This window comes from Pseudoalteromonas sp. Z9A6, assembly GCF_011378805.1.
Lineage (GTDB): Bacteria > Pseudomonadota > Gammaproteobacteria > Enterobacterales > Alteromonadaceae > Pseudoalteromonas > Pseudoalteromonas distincta.
The window spans coordinates 116,190-134,929 of sequence record NZ_WTKZ01000005.1; the positions used below are offsets into that span (position 1 = coordinate 116,190).

The 18,740-nt window shown below is 39.5% G+C and carries 14 protein-coding genes; 11 read left to right on the forward strand and 3 right to left on the reverse strand.

Translation table 11 applies throughout. From position 1 onward, the window contains the following. Nucleotide 1 precedes the first annotated feature (1 nt). Nucleotides 2–910: a pyridoxal-phosphate dependent enzyme gene (locus GQR53_RS03435; protein ID WP_165742880.1), complete on the reverse strand. Its 909-nt coding sequence runs from the start codon at nt 908–910 to the stop codon at nt 2–4. A gap of 76 nt (nt 911–986) precedes the next feature. On the opposite strand from GQR53_RS03435, the gene GQR53_RS03440 reads away from it, so the two are divergent. From GQR53_RS03440 to tldD, 11 genes are all read left to right on the forward strand, one after another. Beyond that, on the forward strand, nt 987–1,409 hold the full coding sequence (locus tag GQR53_RS03440) for a hypothetical protein (RefSeq protein ID WP_206013146.1): 423 nt from the start codon (nt 987–989) through the stop codon (nt 1,407–1,409). Next, complete coding sequence (locus tag GQR53_RS20650) at nt 1,393–3,864, forward strand: DUF6701 domain-containing protein (RefSeq protein WP_240917439.1); 2,472 nt, start codon at nt 1,393–1,395, stop codon at nt 3,862–3,864. Before GQR53_RS03440 ends, GQR53_RS20650 begins: the two co-directional genes overlap by 17 nt. A 121-nt stretch (nt 3,865–3,985) precedes the next feature. Continuing rightward, nucleotides 3,986–6,034, forward strand: a complete 2,049-nt coding sequence (locus GQR53_RS03445) for a formylglycine-generating enzyme family protein (RefSeq protein ID WP_165742881.1) — start codon at nt 3,986–3,988, stop codon at nt 6,032–6,034. 133 nt (nt 6,035–6,167) lie between these two features. After that, nucleotides 6,168–7,211, forward strand: a complete 1,044-nt coding sequence (locus GQR53_RS03450; protein WP_002958401.1) for a rod shape-determining protein — start codon at nt 6,168–6,170, stop codon at nt 7,209–7,211. Next, nucleotides 7,211–8,053 carry a rod shape-determining protein MreC gene (gene mreC, locus GQR53_RS03455; RefSeq protein ID WP_173400216.1) on the forward strand — a complete coding sequence of 281 codons (843 nt, stop codon included), beginning with the start codon at nt 7,211–7,213 and terminating at the stop codon, nt 8,051–8,053. Before GQR53_RS03450 ends, mreC begins: the two co-directional genes overlap by 1 nt. Then, a complete protein-coding gene (mreD, locus tag GQR53_RS03460) occupies nt 8,046–8,525 on the forward strand; it encodes a rod shape-determining protein MreD (protein ID WP_002958403.1) in 480 nt (159 codons plus the stop codon). The genes mreC and mreD overlap by 8 nt, the downstream gene beginning before the upstream one ends. After that, nucleotides 8,525–9,094: a Maf family protein gene (locus tag GQR53_RS03465; protein ID WP_002958404.1), complete on the forward strand. Its 570-nt coding sequence runs from the start codon at nt 8,525–8,527 to the stop codon at nt 9,092–9,094. Before mreD ends, GQR53_RS03465 begins: the two co-directional genes overlap by 1 nt. 1 nt (nt 9,095) lies before the next feature. Beyond that, nucleotides 9,096–10,568, forward strand: a complete 1,473-nt coding sequence (rng, locus tag GQR53_RS03470; protein ID WP_002958405.1) for a ribonuclease G — start codon at nt 9,096–9,098, stop codon at nt 10,566–10,568. Beyond that, complete coding sequence (locus tag GQR53_RS03475) at nt 10,568–14,425, forward strand: YhdP family protein (protein ID WP_165742882.1); 3,858 nt, start codon at nt 10,568–10,570, stop codon at nt 14,423–14,425. The genes rng and GQR53_RS03475 overlap by 1 nt, the downstream gene beginning before the upstream one ends. Continuing rightward, nucleotides 14,422–15,261, forward strand: coding sequence for a carbon-nitrogen hydrolase family protein (locus GQR53_RS03480; protein WP_024597408.1), 840 nt, complete (start codon nt 14,422–14,424; stop codon nt 15,259–15,261). The genes GQR53_RS03475 and GQR53_RS03480 overlap by 4 nt, the downstream gene beginning before the upstream one ends. Beyond that, a complete protein-coding gene (gene tldD / locus GQR53_RS03485; protein ID WP_024597409.1) occupies nt 15,258–16,697 on the forward strand; it encodes a metalloprotease TldD in 1,440 nt (479 codons plus the stop codon). Before GQR53_RS03480 ends, tldD begins: the two co-directional genes overlap by 4 nt. 246 nt (nt 16,698–16,943) lie before the next feature. Here the strand turns inward: tldD and GQR53_RS03490 are convergent, their stop codons facing one another. Both GQR53_RS03490 and GQR53_RS03495 read right to left on the reverse strand, forming a co-directional pair. Continuing rightward, nucleotides 16,944–17,780, reverse strand: a complete 837-nt coding sequence (locus GQR53_RS03490) for a mechanosensitive ion channel family protein (protein ID WP_024597410.1) — start codon at nt 17,778–17,780, stop codon at nt 16,944–16,946. A 108-nt stretch (nt 17,781–17,888) separates the two neighbouring features. Next, entirely contained in the window at nt 17,889–18,521 is a 633-nt protein-coding gene (locus GQR53_RS03495) for a hypothetical protein (RefSeq protein ID WP_165742883.1), read from the reverse strand. Nucleotides 18,522–18,740: the final 219 nt, after the last annotated feature.

Here is an 18,740-nt window from a genome sequence, read left to right on the forward strand (position 1 = left end):
TCTAGATTAACCCTCTATATTTAAGCCCATTTAATCCTTGAAGCCCGCCGGTATGAACAGCAATAATTTTACTCCCAGATGGGAAATAATCTTGCTCAATAAGCTGCCACAATGCATACATCATTTTTCCGCTATAAATAGGCTCAAGTGGCAGATTATAAGTGTGACTCATATCTTGGCAAAACTGCCATAACTCAGGTGAAAACTTACCATAACCCCCATCATGAAACTCTGTGAGTAATTGCCAGTTAGTTTGGTTATTAGCTTTAGCGCTCAGCTTTTTTATTTCTTCATTTAAATATTCAGCTTGTTTTAATACCGCTATACCAATAACTTGTGTTGTTGAAGCACTGCCTTCTATTAGTCCAGCAAGCGTGCCACCACTACCTGTAGGACAAACTAAGTAGCTATGTTCGGGTAAGCTTTGTACTAATTCTTTACACCCTAATAAAGCATGTTCATTTGTACCACCTTCAGGGATGATATAAGCGTTTGGAAAACGCTCTTGCAGAGCATTAAGGTATTCGGTGTCGTGACGTTTTCGATATTCTATACGATTAACAACATGTAGGTTCATACCACAATGTTTTGCAAACTGAATTGTTGGATTGTTGTTATCAAGTTCTGGTCCGCGGATAATCGCGTGAGTTTTTATATTAAATTCTTTTCCCGCAGCTGCGCAGGCGTGAATATGGTTTGAAAATGCACCACCAAAAGTCAGAAGTTCTGTCTTATTTATCTTTTGCATGTACGCTAAATTATATTTTAATTTACGCCATTTATTGCCACTTATTAACGGATGAAGCAAATCATCACGTTTTATACCTAAATAAATATTTCTCTTTTTTAGAAACGAGCTATCTATTTGTTGTATTTGGTTATTTTCATCTATTTTGAATGTTTCATGCATTTTATTGGTTTTCAATTTGGCAAAGTAGTTAAAATGTACGACACTTATTTCATACATAATTAACATTAGTAGCTATATGAAAGAAAAGCTGTTTTCGTGGTTAAATCGTAGTTTAGATCCAAATACAGCTATTGGTGTTACAACTTACGCAGATACTGTTAACGCAGTATGTTTAAAAAAACAAAGCGACCGATGGATGGTTCACAGTTCTCACAGTGTTAATGTGTCTGAGCAAACTGATTATACCGCTGCAATTGTTGCTTGTACAAATGAGGTTTCTACTGATATTTGTGCCGTTAATTTAGTTATACCGCACTATTTTTATCAAATAGTGCAAATGGATAAACCAAATCTCAGCGATGAAGAAATAATTCAGTCACTCCCTTGGACTACAAAAGATTTAGTTGATATAGCCCCTGAAAATATTGTGGCTGATTTTATTGATTACCCAATAACACTCACAATGCAAAGCAGCAAAATGAATGTATTATTACGATGAGTTGCAGTTAAGTATGCTGGAAACACAATACAGAGTGACAGCGCCTACACGTATTTTTTTAAAAGACACAACCTCACTTCTATCAACTTCATTTTTGAATATAGGTAAAACAAATATAGTGGTCGAAACTGGCGCGTACTTGGCTATTTATGTGGATGGTGCGGTTGCTATTGCAGCCGATGCCAATATTGCGGCCTATATTGTTGCCACTGGTGAGGTAAGAATCGCACAAAATGTAACGTATCAGGGGGCAATTACATCGGCTACTCAAATTATTACCGAAGGGAGCTCAACGTTTGACGCTCTACCAGTACCAGAGAGTATCCCTGGTTTTTGTGGTATTTATACACCAGAAACCCTAGATCATTATCGTTTAACAATCAGCGATAACAAAGGTCTAACGTGTGAAGCTAAAGAGATGACACTCACAGCCTGCGCAAATGACGCCTGCGATTTACTATTTGCTGAGCCGTCTAGTTTAAACCTTTCTCCAGATAATAGTGGACAACAAAGTTGGGTTATGGGGGAGAATATTAATTTTACAGGCTCAACAACTGTTGAGTTTGCCAAACGTACAACTGGTAGCGTCACATTTGGGTATAACACTGCAGATCCTTCGGCACCTCTTCGTTGTTACATCGGTGGTAATAATGTTGGTTTGAGCGGCTGTAAAGTTACGTTTTCTGATGCTGGATTTATTTTTAATAATGATACAGATGGAAATACTACAATTCCTACTCAGTTATCAGCAAAGCCTTCAAATACTGGATTTAATGCAAAAGCGCTATCTATTCAAGCGGTAAAAACAAATACCACTACGGGCGTATGCGAAGCTGCATTTCCTGCAGGTGGCGATGTAAGCTTAGATTTATCCTATACATGCAGTGCGGGTGCAAGTTGCTCTGATACGGTTTCACTTAGTAACAACAATAATACCTTTGCGGTCGAGCAAGCAGCTAAATCGTTCACGCTAAACTTTGATAGTGAGTCTAAAGCCCCGATTGTTATAAATTATCTCGATGCAGGAAAATTGAGTTTAAATGTAAATACCAATTTAATTTTAGACCCAGTCACTAATTTATCAGTAAATCTAACGGGGAGTTCAAATGAGTATGTTGTAAAGCCATTTGGGTTAGCGATGGAAATTGCAAGTGATGGTTATGCAGCAGACGCTGATGGAAGTTTATTTAGATTAACTGGCGAAGCATTCGATTTAAAAATGAATGCGGTGCAATGGCAAACAGGGCAAGACACTAACAACGATGGTTACCCAGATAACTACAGCAATATAATAAATAACACCATTGCTAAGCACTTTATTATAGAGCAACCACTTGTAGAGGCATTACTTAAAGCGCCTACGCCAGGCATTCAAGGTACGCTTGAAGCGATGAGCACTGTTGCCTTTAGTGACACTGGTAGTTTGAGTGAATCTATATCGCAGTATAATTACGACCAAGTTGGCATCATTGATTTAACAGCAGGCCTTCAAGATGCCGATTACTTTGGCGCGGGAGATGTTAAAGGTGAATTATATAACATTGGCCGTTTTGCACCTTCGCAGTTTCAGGTAGTGGGGGTTCAAGCTGCCGCACAATGCACGCAATACGGCAGTAATTTAACTTACCTTGATCAACCTTTTGAACTCGGCTTTACAGTACAAGCACTAAATCAAAATGGTGAGCTAATGGCTAATTATAAAGAGGGCTTTGATAAGTCCAGTGTAGCCATTAATGCCGAAAATAATGAAGTAGCTAACTATGTACCCGCAACTAATTTTGCTAGCCGCTTAGTAAACCTAGGAAATAATAACTGGGGAGATATAAGCGACGGCCAATGGCAAATGAGCCAAATAAACACCACACTTCAAAGATTAGGTGTAGGGCAAGCAGATGGACCGTTTGCTATGGTGAGTTTAATGGCAACGCTTTCTGACATAGAAGGAGCAACGCTCATTGATGCAAATGATAAACCTAATACACAAACAGCATGTTCAGGTGGCTGTAATAGCGTACGACTAAATACATTACCAATAGAGTTTAGGTTTGGACGTTTAGTACTTGGTAATAACGCAGGCTCCGATCTCGACCCTTTACTTATTCCTATGCAGGCTCAGTATTACAACGGCAGTGGATTTGTAAATAACGCAGAAGATAACTGTAGTGTATTTGATCATACCCAAATCACTCAAATATCACCTAACAGCCCGCAATTAGCCTACGAATATGGAACAGGTGTATCTGGCCAGTTAGAGGCGGGAGTGTATCCGGCAAACAATGGTATTTATGCGCAGCCAAATGGTTTGGGTGAATTTACCTTAGAATATAATACTTATGATTGGTTAAAGTGGGATTGGCAGGGGGATGAAACACAGCTTGATCCTCGTACTATTTTACAATTTGGACGCTTTAGAGGAAATGAACGGGTTATTTACTGGCGTGAAACACGCGAATAGTTGTAAACTAAGATAATAATTGAACAAAGCTTGTGTTTTGTGCTGCAAGTACATAGCATAAGGCTTTAATTATAAAAAATAATAACGACCAAATAATTGCCGCTTTTTGGGACTGGAATATATGCGAATTACTCCTTTATCTCTGTTAATTTCAGCTAGTTTGTTAGCTAGTAGTGCATTTGCACAAGACACAGCTACAGTAACTGGAATTGAGTCAGAGATTAGTGTTAAACAGACAGAATACGATAACTCGACAAGAATACTTGAAAAACATCTTAAAGAAGAAAGTCAGTTACAAAATCAACTAGAGCTACTTCGTTCTCGTTCTACAGAGCTAGATAAAGAAAAAAACCAAGCGCTCGATGCGATGAACGAAATGTACCGTCGTTTAATTGACGATCCCACTATTAATATTAGTGCGGCTCAATCACGCTATCAAAAAGCGGTGATTGATCATAAGCAAAACAAAGATGATATTTCTATGCAGTTGGCGGCAATTGCATCCCACCGTAAAGATATAGAGCAAATTCGTGTTGCTAAACATACGCTTTTAAATACTTTAGAGAGCTTAAAAGAGCAGTTAACTACAGCCAGAGTAGAGCGTTTACGTAACGAGTTTACACGTGAAGGCACGCTTGAAGTTAACCATACGATTAACTGTAAGCGAACAGAAACGCTAGCAGCGTGTGAGCAACGCGGTCAGCAAATGGGGCTGCAAAAAGCAACTAAACGCTTTGTAGATCAAATATTTGCAAACTTAACAGAAGAGCGCATTGTTGAGCCAAAACGTAATTTGGCGGGCGCTCAAGTACAAATATTAAGTAGCCATGTAGTTAACAGTGCATTTAGCGGCCAAGGTAACTACAGCGTTAACTTAAGCGTAACCATGCGCGGCGAAGTAAACAGTAGCCGTTTATGTAGCTTATTAAGCATTGATAACCGTTATTGTTCTGAGTACGGCACGCCACTTACCGCGGCTTATCAACCCGCGTATAACAATACATTTACTGATAGTCAGTTAACATTCAGTAATAGCGCGGATAATAGCAACACGGTGTCGGTTTCTCGTTTAGAAAAGCAGCCAGTACGTGATTATTCAGTTAAACCTGCATCGGTGAAAAAAGATTACCCTTCTATCCTTAATAAGAAGAAGGATCAATCAATAGAGCTAACATTACGATCAAACGTATACGACGATGAAGTGTTTATCGATGGTGTAAGCTTTGGCTCAACACGCTTGATCACACGTTTACCGCCGGGTATTCACAACATTGAAATACGTAAACTTGGCTATAAGCCTTATCAAGTTCGTGTTGATTTGAATAAAGCACAAACAATTAATGCAAATTTGGTAAAAAAGCCTAAGTCGATTGCTGCACCGACCTATACTCGAGAGCAACCAGAAGTAACAACACGCCAGGTTAGTGAAAACGTTAATGTATTAAATGCAAACGTTGAAACGCCGGTTGTCGTTATTCCTGCAGGCAAATTTAAAATGGGCGATATCAATGGCAATGGTTTAGCTAATGAACGTCCAGTAATTGAAAAAGTAATAGCAAATTCTTTCGCTATGCAAAGTAAAGAAGTAACCGTAGGTGCCTACGAAAAATTTGTAGCAAATACAGGTTATAAAACTCAAGCGGAAAAAAATAAAGGATGTGCGTATTATTTAAATGGCGAACCAGTATGGGAAGCAAATTTAAATTGGCGTAATCCTGGTTTTGAGCAAGGCAGTGACTTTCCTGCTGTATGTTTAACTTATAACGATGCAAAAGCTTACGCTGAGTGGTTATCGGGTCAAACAGGGCAGCAATTTCGTTTACCTAACGAAGTTGAGTGGGAATACGCAGCACGTGCAGGAACCGAAACAGAATACCCTTGGGGTAACGAAATTGGTAAAAACCTAGCTAACTGTGGTTGGTGTGGTAGTGAATGGTCAAATAGACGTGCATCACCAGTAGGTTCTTTTTCTCCAAATGCATTTGGATTATACGATACCGTAGGTAATGTATGGGAATGGACCGATAAAGAATCAGGTGAGTCTGATGTAGCAGTAAGAGGCGGAGCGTGGAACTTTGCACCAAGCCTTGCTCGTGCATCTACGCGTTTAATTTTAGCGCCTGATTTTAGATCTAACTACATTGGTTTTCGCTTAGTTCGCGAACGATAAACTCAATTAAGGAAGCTTTGCTTCCTTTTTTCACAAATTCACAAAGGCGCTGCGCTTTATATTGCTCATATAGTTGAGCATGTTAAAGTGAGGCAGCTAATATAAGAACGTATTTCAAAGGTCATCCAGCCTCATGTTTAAAAAACTCCGTGGTATTTTTTCTAACGATCTATCGATCGACTTGGGTACAGCCAATACCCTAATTTATGTAAAAGAAGAAGGTATTGTATTAAACGAACCTTCTGTTGTTGCTATTCGCCAAGAACGCGCTGGTGGACCTAAAAGTGTTGCATCTGTAGGTACAGAAGCAAAACAAATGCTAGGCCGTACACCGGGAAATATTAAAGCAATCCGTCCAATGAAAGACGGTGTAATTGCTGATTTTTATGTAACTGAAAAAATGTTACAACACTTCATTAAGCAAGTGCATAACAATAACTTTATGCGCCCAAGTCCGCGTGTACTAATTTGTGTACCGTGTGGTGCTACTCAAGTAGAAAAACGTGCAATACGTGAATCTGCAATGGGTGCTGGTGCTCGTGAAGTTTACTTAATTGAAGAACCAATGGCAGCAGCTATTGGCGCAGGTTTACCAGTATCAGAAGCAACAGGTTCTATGGTTGTTGATATTGGTGGTGGTACAACTGAAGTGGCTATTATTTCACTTAACGGTGTTGTTTACTCATCATCTGTTCGTATTGGTGGCGATAAGTTTGACGAAGCTATTATTAATTATGTACGTCGTAACTTTGGTAGCTTAATTGGTGAAGCGACAGCTGAAAATATTAAGCATCAAATTGGCTCTGCGTTCAAAACTGATGAGCCAATCGAAATTGAAGTGCGTGGTCGTAACCTTGCCGAAGGTGTTCCGCGTTCATTCACGCTTAACTCACACGAAATCCTAGAAGCTTTACAAGAGCCGTTAATGGGTATTGTGAGTGCAGTAATGGTTGCGCTTGAGCAATCACCACCAGAGCTGGCATCAGATATCTCTGCGCACGGCATGGTACTTACTGGCGGTGGTGCATTGTTAAAAGATTTAGACCGTTTATTAATGGAAGAAACGGGTATTCCGGTTGTTGTAGCTGATGATCCACTTACGTGTGTTGCGCGTGGTGGTGGTAAAGCATTAGAAATGATCGATGTTCATGGTGGTGACGTTTTTAGTTACGACTAATGAAATTAATGTTTGGACGCACAGTCTCTTTGCAACTGCGACTTTTTGTCGCAGTGCTTTTGAGTATCGTACTCATAGTTGGAGACAGATATACGCAAGGTGGTACCGTTGTTCGTACCAGCCTTAATACTCTAGTTAGCCCACTAATCTATGTTGCTAATTTACCCTACGAATTATTTAGCTTAAGTGCTAAAAGCCTGCATACGCGGGATCAACTTCTTACTGAAAACGAAGCGCTGAAAAAAAAGCAAATGCTACAAAGCGAGCAACTTCAGCAGTATCAATTTCTAGCCAGAGAAAATCAAAAACTGCGTGCCTTATTAGGCTCATCTGCAAAGCAATCAAATCGTAAAATAATTGCTCAGGTACTCTCTGTACATTCAAACCCGTATAGTCATCAGGTTGTTATTAACCGTGGTACAACTGACGGGCTTAGTGAAGGCCAAGCTGTAATTGATGAAATGGGTGTAGTAGGGCAGCTTACAAAGGTTGGTTCAACAACTTCACGCGTGCTACTAATGACCGACACCACACATGCCACACCTGTGCGTATACTTCGTAACGATGTACGAACGGTTGTTGAAGGCATAGGTAAAATTAACGTCGTTAAGCTCTCTCACGTTCCACACAGTTTAGATGTGCGAATTGGCGATGTACTTGTTACATCGGGTTTAGGGGGGACATTTCCTGAAGGATACCCGGTGGCAGTAGTAACCGAAATAAATCGTGATGAAGGGCGACCGTTTGCACAAGTTTTTGCAGAACCTATTGCGCAACTAGATCGCATTCGTTTGCTGGTTATTTTATGGCGTAATCAACAGGAGCAAATCAGCGATGATTAACCGTTATTCATTGTTAATTGCGCTAAGCATCTTTTTTGCGTTAATAATGGCACTAATGCCACTTCCATTTTCGTTTGAGCCATTTAGACCTGACTGGGTTTTACTTGTACTTATGTATTGGTCACTTGCAGTACCGCATCGTTTAAATATTGGTACTGCTTGGGTTGTTGGTTTATTAATCGATTTAGCGTCTGGCTCACCGCTGGGCGTGAACTCGCTTACATTCTCGGTATGTATTTTTGTAACCGCGAGCAACTTTCAAAAAATTCGTAACTTTTCGCTTTGGCAACAAAGCCTACTAATTGGTTTATTTTTAACGCTGTATCACTTAATGCAGTTTTGGCTAAATCACTTTTTGTTAGGGGTTTATTTTAATCCACAGTACTTATGGCCAGTAGCAACCGGAATGGTTAGCTGGTTTTGGGTCTTTTTACTACTTCGTAAATATCGCAGACATTTTAGGATCAGGTAATGACTACCGCAGTATATTTGGCATCAGCCTCTCCCCGTCGTAAAGAGTTATTAAGCCAATTAGGTGTCGAATTTACACAGTTTAGTGTTGATGCAGATGAAAGCCCACTTCCAAACGAGCAACCTAGAGCACTTGTTGAGCGTTTAGCGCGCTTGAAAGCCCAAAGCGGTGTAGAGCTTGGATATACCGATCGCCCTGTACTTGGTAGTGATACCGTGGTTGTTATAGACAACGAGTCATTGGGTAAACCTCGCGATAAAAACGATTTTACACACACGTTAAAACGCCTATCGGGTAACACGCATCAAGTTCTTACCGCAGTTGCATTTGCGACGCAAAATGATGTGCTTAGCTGTGTTGTAAGCACAGATGTTACTTTTAAAACCTTAACAGATGAAGAAATTAATGCTTATTGGGAGTCAGGTGAGCCACAAGATAAAGCCGGTGGCTACGGTATCCAAGGTTTAGGCGGCCGCTTTGTAACACACATTGCGGGTAGCTATTTTTCTGTTGTAGGCTTACCTTTATATGAAACCGAACAATTATTAAAAACATTCTTAAGAAGGTAACATGAGTACAGAATTACTGATCAATGTCACACCGAGCGAAAGCCGTGTTGCCCTAATAGAAAACGGTGTACTGCAAGAAATACAGCTAGAGCGAATCGGTAATCTAGGTATTGTAGGCAATATTTACTTGGGAAAAATTAGCCGCGTACTCCCTGGTATGCAGGCTGCTTTTGTTGATATCGGCCTTGAAAAGGCTGCATTTTTGCATGCATCCGATATTGTAAATAGTGCCTCTATTGTTGAAGGCGTAGACGACGTACCAATAAAAAAAGTACAAGATATTAGAGAGTTAGTTCGTCAAGGCCAATACATTATGGTGCAAGTGGTAAAAGATCCGCTAGGCACTAAAGGCGCAAGGCTCACCACTGATATAACTATTCCTTCTCGCTATTTAGTGTTTATGCCTGATGCGACCCATGTAGGGGTTAGTCAGCGTATAGAAACTGAAGAAGAGCGCTCACGTCTTAAAAAAATAGTCGCAGAATATGGCGATGAAAATGGCAGCTTTATCGTACGTACAGCTGCTGAAGGTGCTAGCGAAGCTGAATTACGACACGATGCTGGCTTTTTAAGAAAATTATGGGAAAAAATAACATCACGTCGTAGAAAAACGAGTAAAGCCAGTATCCTACACGAAGATTTAACGCTTGCCTTTAGAACCCTGCGTGACTACGTAGGCGAAGATATGGAGCGCATTCGCGTTGACTCTAAACTCAGCTATGAAGAACTAAAGTTATTTACTGAAGAGTTTGTTCCACAGCTTTCTCAAGTGCTTGAATACTACCCAGGCGAGCGGCCTATATTTGACTTGTTTGACGTTGAAAACGAAATTCAAAAAGCACTACATCGTAAAGTTACGCTAAAATCGGGTGGTTATATAATTATTGACCAAACAGAAGCAATGACGACTGTTGATGTTAATACTGGCGCATTTGTAGGGCATCGTAATTTAGAAGAAACGATTTTTAATACCAACGTAGAAGCAACCTCTGCAATTGCCCGCCAGCTCAGGCTGCGTAACTTAGGCGGTATTATCATTATCGACTTTATCGATATGGTAAGTGAGGATCATAAAAGGCGGGTGCTTCATTCACTTGAATCAGCCCTTGCAAAAGATCGCACTAAAACGAATATTAACGGGCTTTCAGCGCTTGGCCTTGTTGAAATGACGCGTAAACGTACACGCGAAAGCTTAGAGCATATTTTATGTGATGTATGCCCAGCATGTTCCGGTCGTGGTTCACAAAAAACAGTTGAAACGGTTTGCTACGAAATACTACGTGAAATAGTGCGTGTTAACCGAGCATACGCAGCGGACAAGTTTATGGTGTATGCAGCGCCTGCGGTAAGTGAGGCCCTACTAAACGATGAGTATCATAACCTTGCTGAGCTTGAACTATTTATTGGTAAGCAAGTCAATATTCAAACAGAGAGCTTATACAGCCAAGAACAGTTTGATGTGGTAATGATGTAATGAAAGCAAAAGCGGTCTGTTTTTTTTGTTTTAGAAAGTTATGGCAGACCTGCGCCATAATTTTGGTATTACTGGCCGTTATTGTTTCAATTTTAAAATATACCCTCCCGTATGCAAACGAATACAAAGGTGACATAGAAAGCTATTTACACGAAAAGTTTGAAATAAGCTTATCTATCGGTGAAATATCAGCTAGTTGGCAGGGCAGTGGTCCTGCATTAGTGCTAGAAAATTTATCGTTTAAAGATAACGAAACCGCACCAATATCACTCACCATTGCTAAAACCAGCTTAGAGCTAAACCTATGGGAAAGCTTAAAAGCACTGCAACTTAGATCTAATTATTTTGTTATTAATGGTTTTCATACCAGTGTAAATATCACCAACTTATTTAAAACCGGTGACAACGACGAAGTTTCTTTTGAGCAAAAAGAGCTAATTGAAGAACTGTTTTTGGGTAAAACGGGTCATTTTGCAATAGAAAATTCCAGTATTAACTTTATTTTAGAAGATGGTAAAGAACGTAAATTACTACTTCAAAACATTGTTTGGCAAAATGAAGATGAGCAGCACCTTGGTAGTGGAAGCTTAGCACTGCCGGGTATTTCGGTCGGAGACTTTGACGCGCGCATAGCACTTACCGGGGATACTCTAGAGCAGGTTGCGGGCGACATTTATGTACAGGCTAATAAGGTCGATGTATCTAACTGGTTAGCGCAATATATAAATACGCAAAAACAACAACTACATAGCGATATTAATTTACAAGCATGGCTAAAACTAGATAAAGGTTTTGTAAGCGATGTGAAAATGCAGTGGTTACCAAGCTTTGTACGCTGGCAGCGGGAAGAGCAAAGCCACCAAGTTAGTTTGAGTGAAGGTGGATTCCATCTATATCCAGAACAAAATAGCTGGCACTTAAAAAGCACCGGTTTAACATTTAATAGTAACGATAAAACATGGCCAAGTTTAGAGTTTGAAGCCCAACTAGGGCTGCAGAATAAAGTGTGGCTGCATCAAGTTGATTTTGAATTACTGAGTAACCTAGCCGGGCTAAGTAATTTTAATGCACTTGAACCATTTTTAGAACGCCAACCTAGTGGGCAAATAGATCAAGCTTATTTAAGTTTTTCTAATGCACAGCAATGGCAATTATGGTTTGAGGCTAACAATATTGGCTGGCAAGAATTAAGATCGGTACCTGCAGCGCAAGGACTTAGAGTAAATGGTTTACTTACCCAAAGTACTGGTCGAATAAATTTATTTGGTGAAAATGGCACATTAGTTACAGGCGAAAGCTTTAGTAACGACATAAATTATAATCAGCTAAATGTAGAGCTAGATTTAGCTAAGCGAGATGATGGCTGGCATATAAGTAGTGACAATATCTGGTTTGATAATGATGAAGTTACTCTTGCTGCAGAATTACAAATTAGTCTAACAGATGATCCTCGATTAGATCTTTACGCAGAAGCATTCGCTCCAGATGCCAATATTGCAGGTCATTACTTCCCATTAAAAGCGATGAGCCCTGAACTTGTTAGCTATTTAAATGGTGCAATTAAAGGCGGAGAAGTATCTAAAGCACAGGTCTTATTTGCAGGGCCTTTGTCTGGTTTCCCATTTACTGATGGTAGTGGCCAGTTTGATGTATTAGCACAAATAGACAATGCAACCTATGAGTTTGACCCTGATTGGCCTGCGGTCACTAATGCTAATGTACAGCTACATTTTGCTAATGAGCGGATGGACATATATAGCCAGCAAGGCAAGTTGGTTAATTTAGATATTGGTAATAGTGTACAGGTGAGCATTGCAGATTTAATGAATGCTGATGAACTTATTGTGCAAATTGATAAAAAAGCAGAGATGGAAAAGTTACATGACTTTTTTGCAGCGACACCTATTGCCAAACCTCTTGCTGAAATTTTTAACGTTGTACAGGGCAAAGGCGAAGCCGATGCCAGTATTGAGCTTTTAGTAGGCTCTAAGTTTAAAGGCGGAGCCAGTGTTAGCGGCAAAGTTAATTTAAATGATTTGCCAGTATTTATAGCAACGCCAGGTATTGAGCTTAAAAACTTAACTGGCGAACTTAATTTTACAAACGACAACATCACACTTAAAAATGCGACTGCGAAGTGGTTGGGCATGCCGCTAAACATTAATTACAGCAGTAAAAGTGATGCTAAAAATTATCAAGCAAACATAGATATAAACGCCAAAATTGACGCCGATACATTAATTGACAGTGGACAAGGTATATTAAAAAATTATTTAAACGGGCAAAGCGATGTTGATATTGGTTTAGTACTTAATTTTACCGAACAAGGCTTTAATTATCGTGCACAGGTAAACTCAGAACTACTTGGCTTAACGAGTAACTTACCCGCACCTTATAATAAAAATAGCGAACAAGTGTGGGCGCTTGATGCTGTAGTACAAGGTGATGATATTTCTAATCTCATTACAGCAAACGCTAATCAACAGTTTTACTTTAATGCTATTTTAGAAAATGGAAAATCACAGTTTAGTAATGTCCATTTTGTGCTCGGAAAACAAGATTTAGGATTAAACCAAAAAGATTTAAGCGTAAATATAAATCTTGAGCAGAGTGAATTAGTGCCTTGGTTTGATCTGATTGATCAAATAATTAAAGCAGGTAAATCAAACCCAGATAAAAAATCAAAAGGGATTATGCCACCGCTTAATGAAGTGGTCGCAAATATAGGTATGCTTGATGCGAGTAACATCATCTTTAATGATTTTGAAATGCGTTTAGCACCATCAAAAGACGATTTATACCTAAAGCTAAATGCTAAAGAACTTAGAGCGGGCGTTTTTATTCCTACATCACAACCGAGCATGCCTATACGAATTAATGCCGATTACTTAAGGCTTAATTTTGCACAGCCTAGCGAACAATTAATTGAAATAACAGATGTACTTCCTGAGGAAGACTTGAGCTGGCTTACCAAAATACCTGCCATTGAGTTTGAATGTAGTGACTGTAAAATTGATCGCTACCAGCTTGATAAAGTGAGTGCGTCATTATTAGGTGATGGCGAGCGCTTATCGATATCAGAACTTGTAATCGATAAAGGAGATCATGTACTGCGCACTAAAGGGCAGTGGCAAAATGGTTTAACAACGCTAAGTGGTGAGCTTAAAAGTGATGATATAGGCGCGTTGTTTGGCGAGTTTGATATTACCTCTGCAATTAAGGATTCTAAAGCTGATCTAAATTATGATCTTACTTGGCAAGCTGCACCTTATGACTTTGATGTGAAAACTTTAAGTGGTGAAGTTACTTGGGATTTAGGGGAAGGTCACTTAACTGAAATCAGTGATGGTGGTGCACGCGTATTTTCGCTGTTGAGCCTTGATTCACTCGTACGTAAACTGAAACTTGATTTTAGAGATGTATTTTCAAAGGGCTTTTTTTATAACAGCATGCAAGGCTCTATGCAGTTAGAAAACGGTATCGCTTACACTAAAGATACTAAAATGGATGGTGTGCCTGCCGATTTAACTATTAAAGGCTACGCAAATTTAAATACGCTAGATATAGATTACGACCTTGCTGTAGCGCCACAAGTAACCTCAAGCATTCCGGTTATAGTGGCATGGATGGTTAATCCAGTAACAGGGCTTGCTGCTTTAGCACTTGATAAAGTTATTCATTCTGCGCGCGTCATCTCAGAGATCAATTTTAAAGTAACGGGTAAAATGAACGATCCTATTGTTCAAGAACTCGACAGAAAAAGTCGTGAAGTTACACTACCTCAAGCTGCGCAAAATCAGCCACAAGCATCAGTCGATTTAAAACTTAAAGATGCACAAGTAACAGTAACGCAATGAACAAAACAGCAAGCATAAGCACACCCACAATAGTTGCCCTACAAATGTGTTCAGGGCTAAACCCTGATGACAACATAGCAAGCTTAAAGCGCGCACTTAAAACTCTGCCAGCAACAAGACCATTACTTGTTTGCTTGCCAGAAGCTTTTTTAGTGTTTAGTAAAAGTGGTAACGATACGTTACGTGTTGCTAAGCAAGTTGATCAATACAAATTACAACTTAGTGAATTGTGCCAACACCATAATATTTGGTTAAATGCAGGCACAATGCCTGAGCCATTTAACGAACATAAGTATTACGCAGCATCGCACTTATATAATAATCAAGGCGAGCTGGTTGCAACGTATAACAAAATACATTTATTTGATGTAACCGTTGATGATAAAACAGGTAGCTATCGAGAGTCAGATTTTACCCAAGCAGGTCGCGATGTAGTGGTTGTTGATTCTCCCTTTGGTAAAATTGGCTTAACAGTATGTTATGATCTGCGCTTTAGTGGCTTATTTAACGAACTAGTACGCCAAGGCGCCGATATTATTTTAGTACCCAGTGCTTTTACAGTCCCTACAGGGCAAGCGCATTGGCAACCGCTATTAGCAGCTCGCGCAATAGAAACACAATGTTATGTAGTTGCAGCAGCTCAGTACGGTACACATGAAAATGGCCGACAAACATATGGCCACAGTATTATTATTTCGCCTTGGGGCAATACCCTGAGTGAATTGCCAACAGGCACCGGTTTTATAAGCTGCAACGCAGATTTAGACCAGTTACAAAAAATTAGACGAGATATGCCCGTGCAATCTCATCAACGATTTAGAGAGCATTTATTATGAATTCGGTTGAACAGCATTTACTACAAGACAGCCAGCTAAATAGAGAAGAGCTCGAAAAAACGCTCGCTTACATACATCAGCATAAAGTGGATTACGCCGATTTATATTTTCAATCAAGCCACCACGAATCATGGGTGCTTGAAGACGGCTTAGTTAAAGAAGGCTCTTATAACGTTGAACGTGGCGTTGGTGTACGTGCTGTAAGCGGCGAAAAAACAGGTTTTTCTTACTCTGATGCAATAAATCTTGAAGCACTTAATAAAGCGGCTACAGCGGCTCGTAGCATCGCAGATGCTGGCGAAGATAGAGCGATTAAAGTATTTAGTGATGTTAAAGCTAAAGAGCAGTTTGCAGCGCATCAGCCAATTTCGAGTATGAGCGATACCGACAAGGTGAGTTTATTACGCGAACTTGAAAACTATATTCGTGAACTAGCACCCGATGCAGAGCAAGTAATTAGTTCAATGTCGGCGGTATACGAAGAAGTATTAATCGCAGCAAGTGATGGTACGTTTGCCACCGATATTCGCCCGCTTATTCGTTTAAACTGCTCAGTGCTGCTTGAAAAAAATGGTCGCCGTGAACGCGGTGGCGCAGGTGGTGGTGCACGTTTAGATTATGGTTACTTTAAAGAGCTTGTTGATGGTAAACCACGTTGGATGGAATTTGCTGAAGAAGCTGTACGCCAAGCTAAAGTAAACCTTGAAGCTATTGATGCACCTGCAGGCACGATGGAAGTTGTACTTGGTAATGGTTGGCCTGGCGTGCTTTTACACGAAGCAGTAGGGCATGGACTTGAAGGCGACTTTAACCGCAAAGGCGCGTCTGCGTTTAGTGGTAAAGTGGGCCAAAAAGTAGCATCTGAGCTGTGTACTGTTGTTGATGATGGCACCATGGCTGATCGCCGTGGGTCACTTAATGTTGATGATGAAGGCACACCAGCCGCTTACAACGTACTTATCGAAAACGGTATTTTAAAAGGCTATATGCAAGATAAGCTAAACGCGCGTTTAATGGGTGTAAATCCTACCGGTAACGCACGTCGTGAGTCTTATGCGCATTTACCAATGCCTCGCATGACTAACACCTACATGTTAGGTGGTGAGCACAGTCAAGCAGATATTATAAGCTCAGTTAAAAAAGGGGTATTCGCGCCTAACTTTGGCGGCGGACAAGTTGATATAACCTCAGGTAAGTTTGTATTTAGCGCATCAGAAGCGTATTTAATCGAAAATGGTAAAATTACCCAACCAATTAAAGGCGCAACGCTTATTGGTAATGGACCAGAAGTAATGCAGCAAATATCTATGGTTGGTAACGACTTAGCACTTGATAAAGGTGTTGGTGTTTGTGGTAAAGATGGTCAAAGCGTACCGGTAGGCGTAGGCCAACCAAGCCTTAAAATTGATCAGTTAACGGTCGGTGGTACAGCTTAAATATTACTCAAGCGCGAAGTGAATTCCTACCTACGTGCTTGATGTTTATTGTAGGTGAGGTTTTACACCTCGCCTTTTAAATATACGCTCACGCAATAGGGCGCGAAATAAATTCGCACCTACGATTTGCATTCTTACTTTGGGTAGGTGAGGTTTTATACCTCGCTTTTTAAATACAGACTTAGAAATAGAGCGCGAAATAAATTCGCACCTACGATTTGTATTTTTACTTTGTGTAGGCGAGGTTTATGCCTCTCCTTCACCTTCTTTATTTTTTTCAGCCTCTTTGTACCATAACGCAAAAAAGCACTCTGTTAATTTGTGCTCTATCTCAAGCGCTTTTTCTGTCGGGCAAAACAAGGTAAAGCTTGCTTTAAATTCACCTAAATCGGTTGTACCAAAGTGAATTACCGGCTCTGGGCCAGATATTTTTGCATCAAGTTTACGCTCAATCATCGAATTATAACGGCTTGCTACTTCTTGAAACTCTTCGCAGTACAGTTTAGCTTGCTCAGTGAGTGTGTCGTGAATAGGGTAAGGGTTAAAGCTCTCTCTTCGGACAATAATAAAATGATGTGTAACAAAGCGTTTTACAAAATTTAAGTTTTTAATAGAGCTGGTAATCAGCTTATTATTAGGTATGTATATGGTTTTTCTTGAAAATTGATAAGTATGTATATCAATTTCATGCATGGTTGTTTTTATCCAATCCGTTTCAGCTACTTCACCAAAGTAATCACCTACTTGTATCCAATCACCCACTCTAAACGGGCGAGTTGTTACGAGGTAAAAAAAGCCTATTACACACTGAATAAACTCACGCGTTGCAAGTACAATCGCCACGGCAAAAGCAGCAATAGAAAGTGCAAAGTTTTGAATTTCGGTCGACCACACAAATAGCAGCGATATCATCATTACAAAATTAATAAAGTGCTTAATATTGTGTGCGATGTAACGGATGTCTTTTTCTTTTTTTTCTGCGCGACTTTTAGCAAGCTTATCAACAAGCACTTTTAGTACAAATGCAATTGTGATCATTACAATTGAAAGAAGAAACGGATGCAGCAATATATCTTTAGTCATGGTATCCAATTAAACGTGAGTTGATAAAAACAGGCTCAGTATATTGATTTATTAAACCAATTAGCAAATTTAGTGTAAAAAAAGTAACCAATAAAAAATTTAGCTACGTTATTGAGTTACTTGATCAGTGCAATGCTTGTGATTTTTAGCCATTCTTTTTCGGCATATGAGTACAAGCTCAATGGCTGAAATAAAAATCAAAGTATAGCCAAGCGTTTCTATACCTTCTTCAACAATGTTTTTTACCGCACGTACATAGTCATCACCCATTACTGAATGCCAAAATGCGCCTTTGCCCATCATTCGCGAAAATGCGAGTAAAGTAACCATGCCTGATAAGCAAATTCCATAACTAGGAGTGAGGCTATAGGCTTTTAAAGCGTTAAAAATACTTCCTCTGTTTGTTATTAAATAAACAAACACGCCAGCTAAAATTGAATAGACGATACTTTGCCAAGCGCCATCAAAAAAGTATAAGTCGAGGTAGGTATCAAACTCTCTCACAAACATCATTGCCGATAACGCAGCTAGTAATACAGCCGGTATTTTGAGTTGAAAGTTAATTCGCGAAGCGTAAAAAAATAAAATACAGCTTAAAAAAGTTAAAACATCTTGCATATGTTCGGTAAGAGTTTCTTCACTGTAAAGTGCATCCTGTTTTAATTCAAACCCTTCAAGTTGAATTAAATGAGCAACACCCGCTAGGCATAATAAATAAATAAAAGATCGCAGTAAAAACATAAATAACCAAGAGAAACTATAAATGCGCGGGATTCTAATCGTTAAAATGCTTTAAAGCCAAAACAAAATTTAAACTTTTAACCTTTTTATTGGTCTAAAATTTTTGCTTTTAAAATAATGGCTTAGATGTTTTTTTAATGTTGAATCGATGTTTTTAATGTGACGTTTTAAGTGGTTTATTGTGCAAAATATAACAAGCATTAAAAAGCCCTTACTAAT

Coding starts and splice junctions, on each gene's coding strand:
- GQR53_RS03440 (WP_206013146.1), top strand. CDS start 987: ATGAAAGAAAAGCTGTTTTCGTGGTTAAATCGTAGTTTAGATCCAAAT.
- GQR53_RS03450 (WP_002958401.1), top strand. CDS start 6,168: ATGTTTAAAAAACTCCGTGGTATTTTTTCTAACGATCTATCGATCGAC.
- GQR53_RS03445 (WP_165742881.1), top strand. CDS start 3,986: ATGCGAATTACTCCTTTATCTCTGTTAATTTCAGCTAGTTTGTTAGCT.
- GQR53_RS03465 (WP_002958404.1), top strand. CDS start 8,525: ATGACTACCGCAGTATATTTGGCATCAGCCTCTCCCCGTCGTAAAGAG.
- GQR53_RS03480 (WP_024597408.1), top strand. CDS start 14,422: ATGAACAAAACAGCAAGCATAAGCACACCCACAATAGTTGCCCTACAA.
- mreD (WP_002958403.1), top strand. CDS start 8,046: ATGATTAACCGTTATTCATTGTTAATTGCGCTAAGCATCTTTTTTGCG.
- GQR53_RS03490 (WP_024597410.1), bottom strand. CDS start 17,780: ATGACTAAAGATATATTGCTGCATCCGTTTCTTCTTTCAATTGTAATG.
- GQR53_RS03435 (WP_165742880.1), bottom strand. CDS start 910: ATGCATGAAACATTCAAAATAGATGAAAATAACCAAATACAACAAATA.
- mreC (WP_173400216.1), top strand. CDS start 7,211: ATGAAATTAATGTTTGGACGCACAGTCTCTTTGCAACTGCGACTTTTT.
- GQR53_RS03495 (WP_165742883.1), bottom strand. CDS start 18,521: ATGTTTTTACTGCGATCTTTTATTTATTTATTATGCCTAGCGGGTGTT.
- tldD (WP_024597409.1), top strand. CDS start 15,258: ATGAATTCGGTTGAACAGCATTTACTACAAGACAGCCAGCTAAATAGA.
- GQR53_RS03475 (WP_165742882.1), top strand. CDS start 10,568: ATGAAAGCAAAAGCGGTCTGTTTTTTTTGTTTTAGAAAGTTATGGCAG.
- GQR53_RS20650 (WP_240917439.1), top strand. CDS start 1,393: ATGTATTATTACGATGAGTTGCAGTTAAGTATGCTGGAAACACAATAC.
- rng (WP_002958405.1), top strand. CDS start 9,096: ATGAGTACAGAATTACTGATCAATGTCACACCGAGCGAAAGCCGTGTT.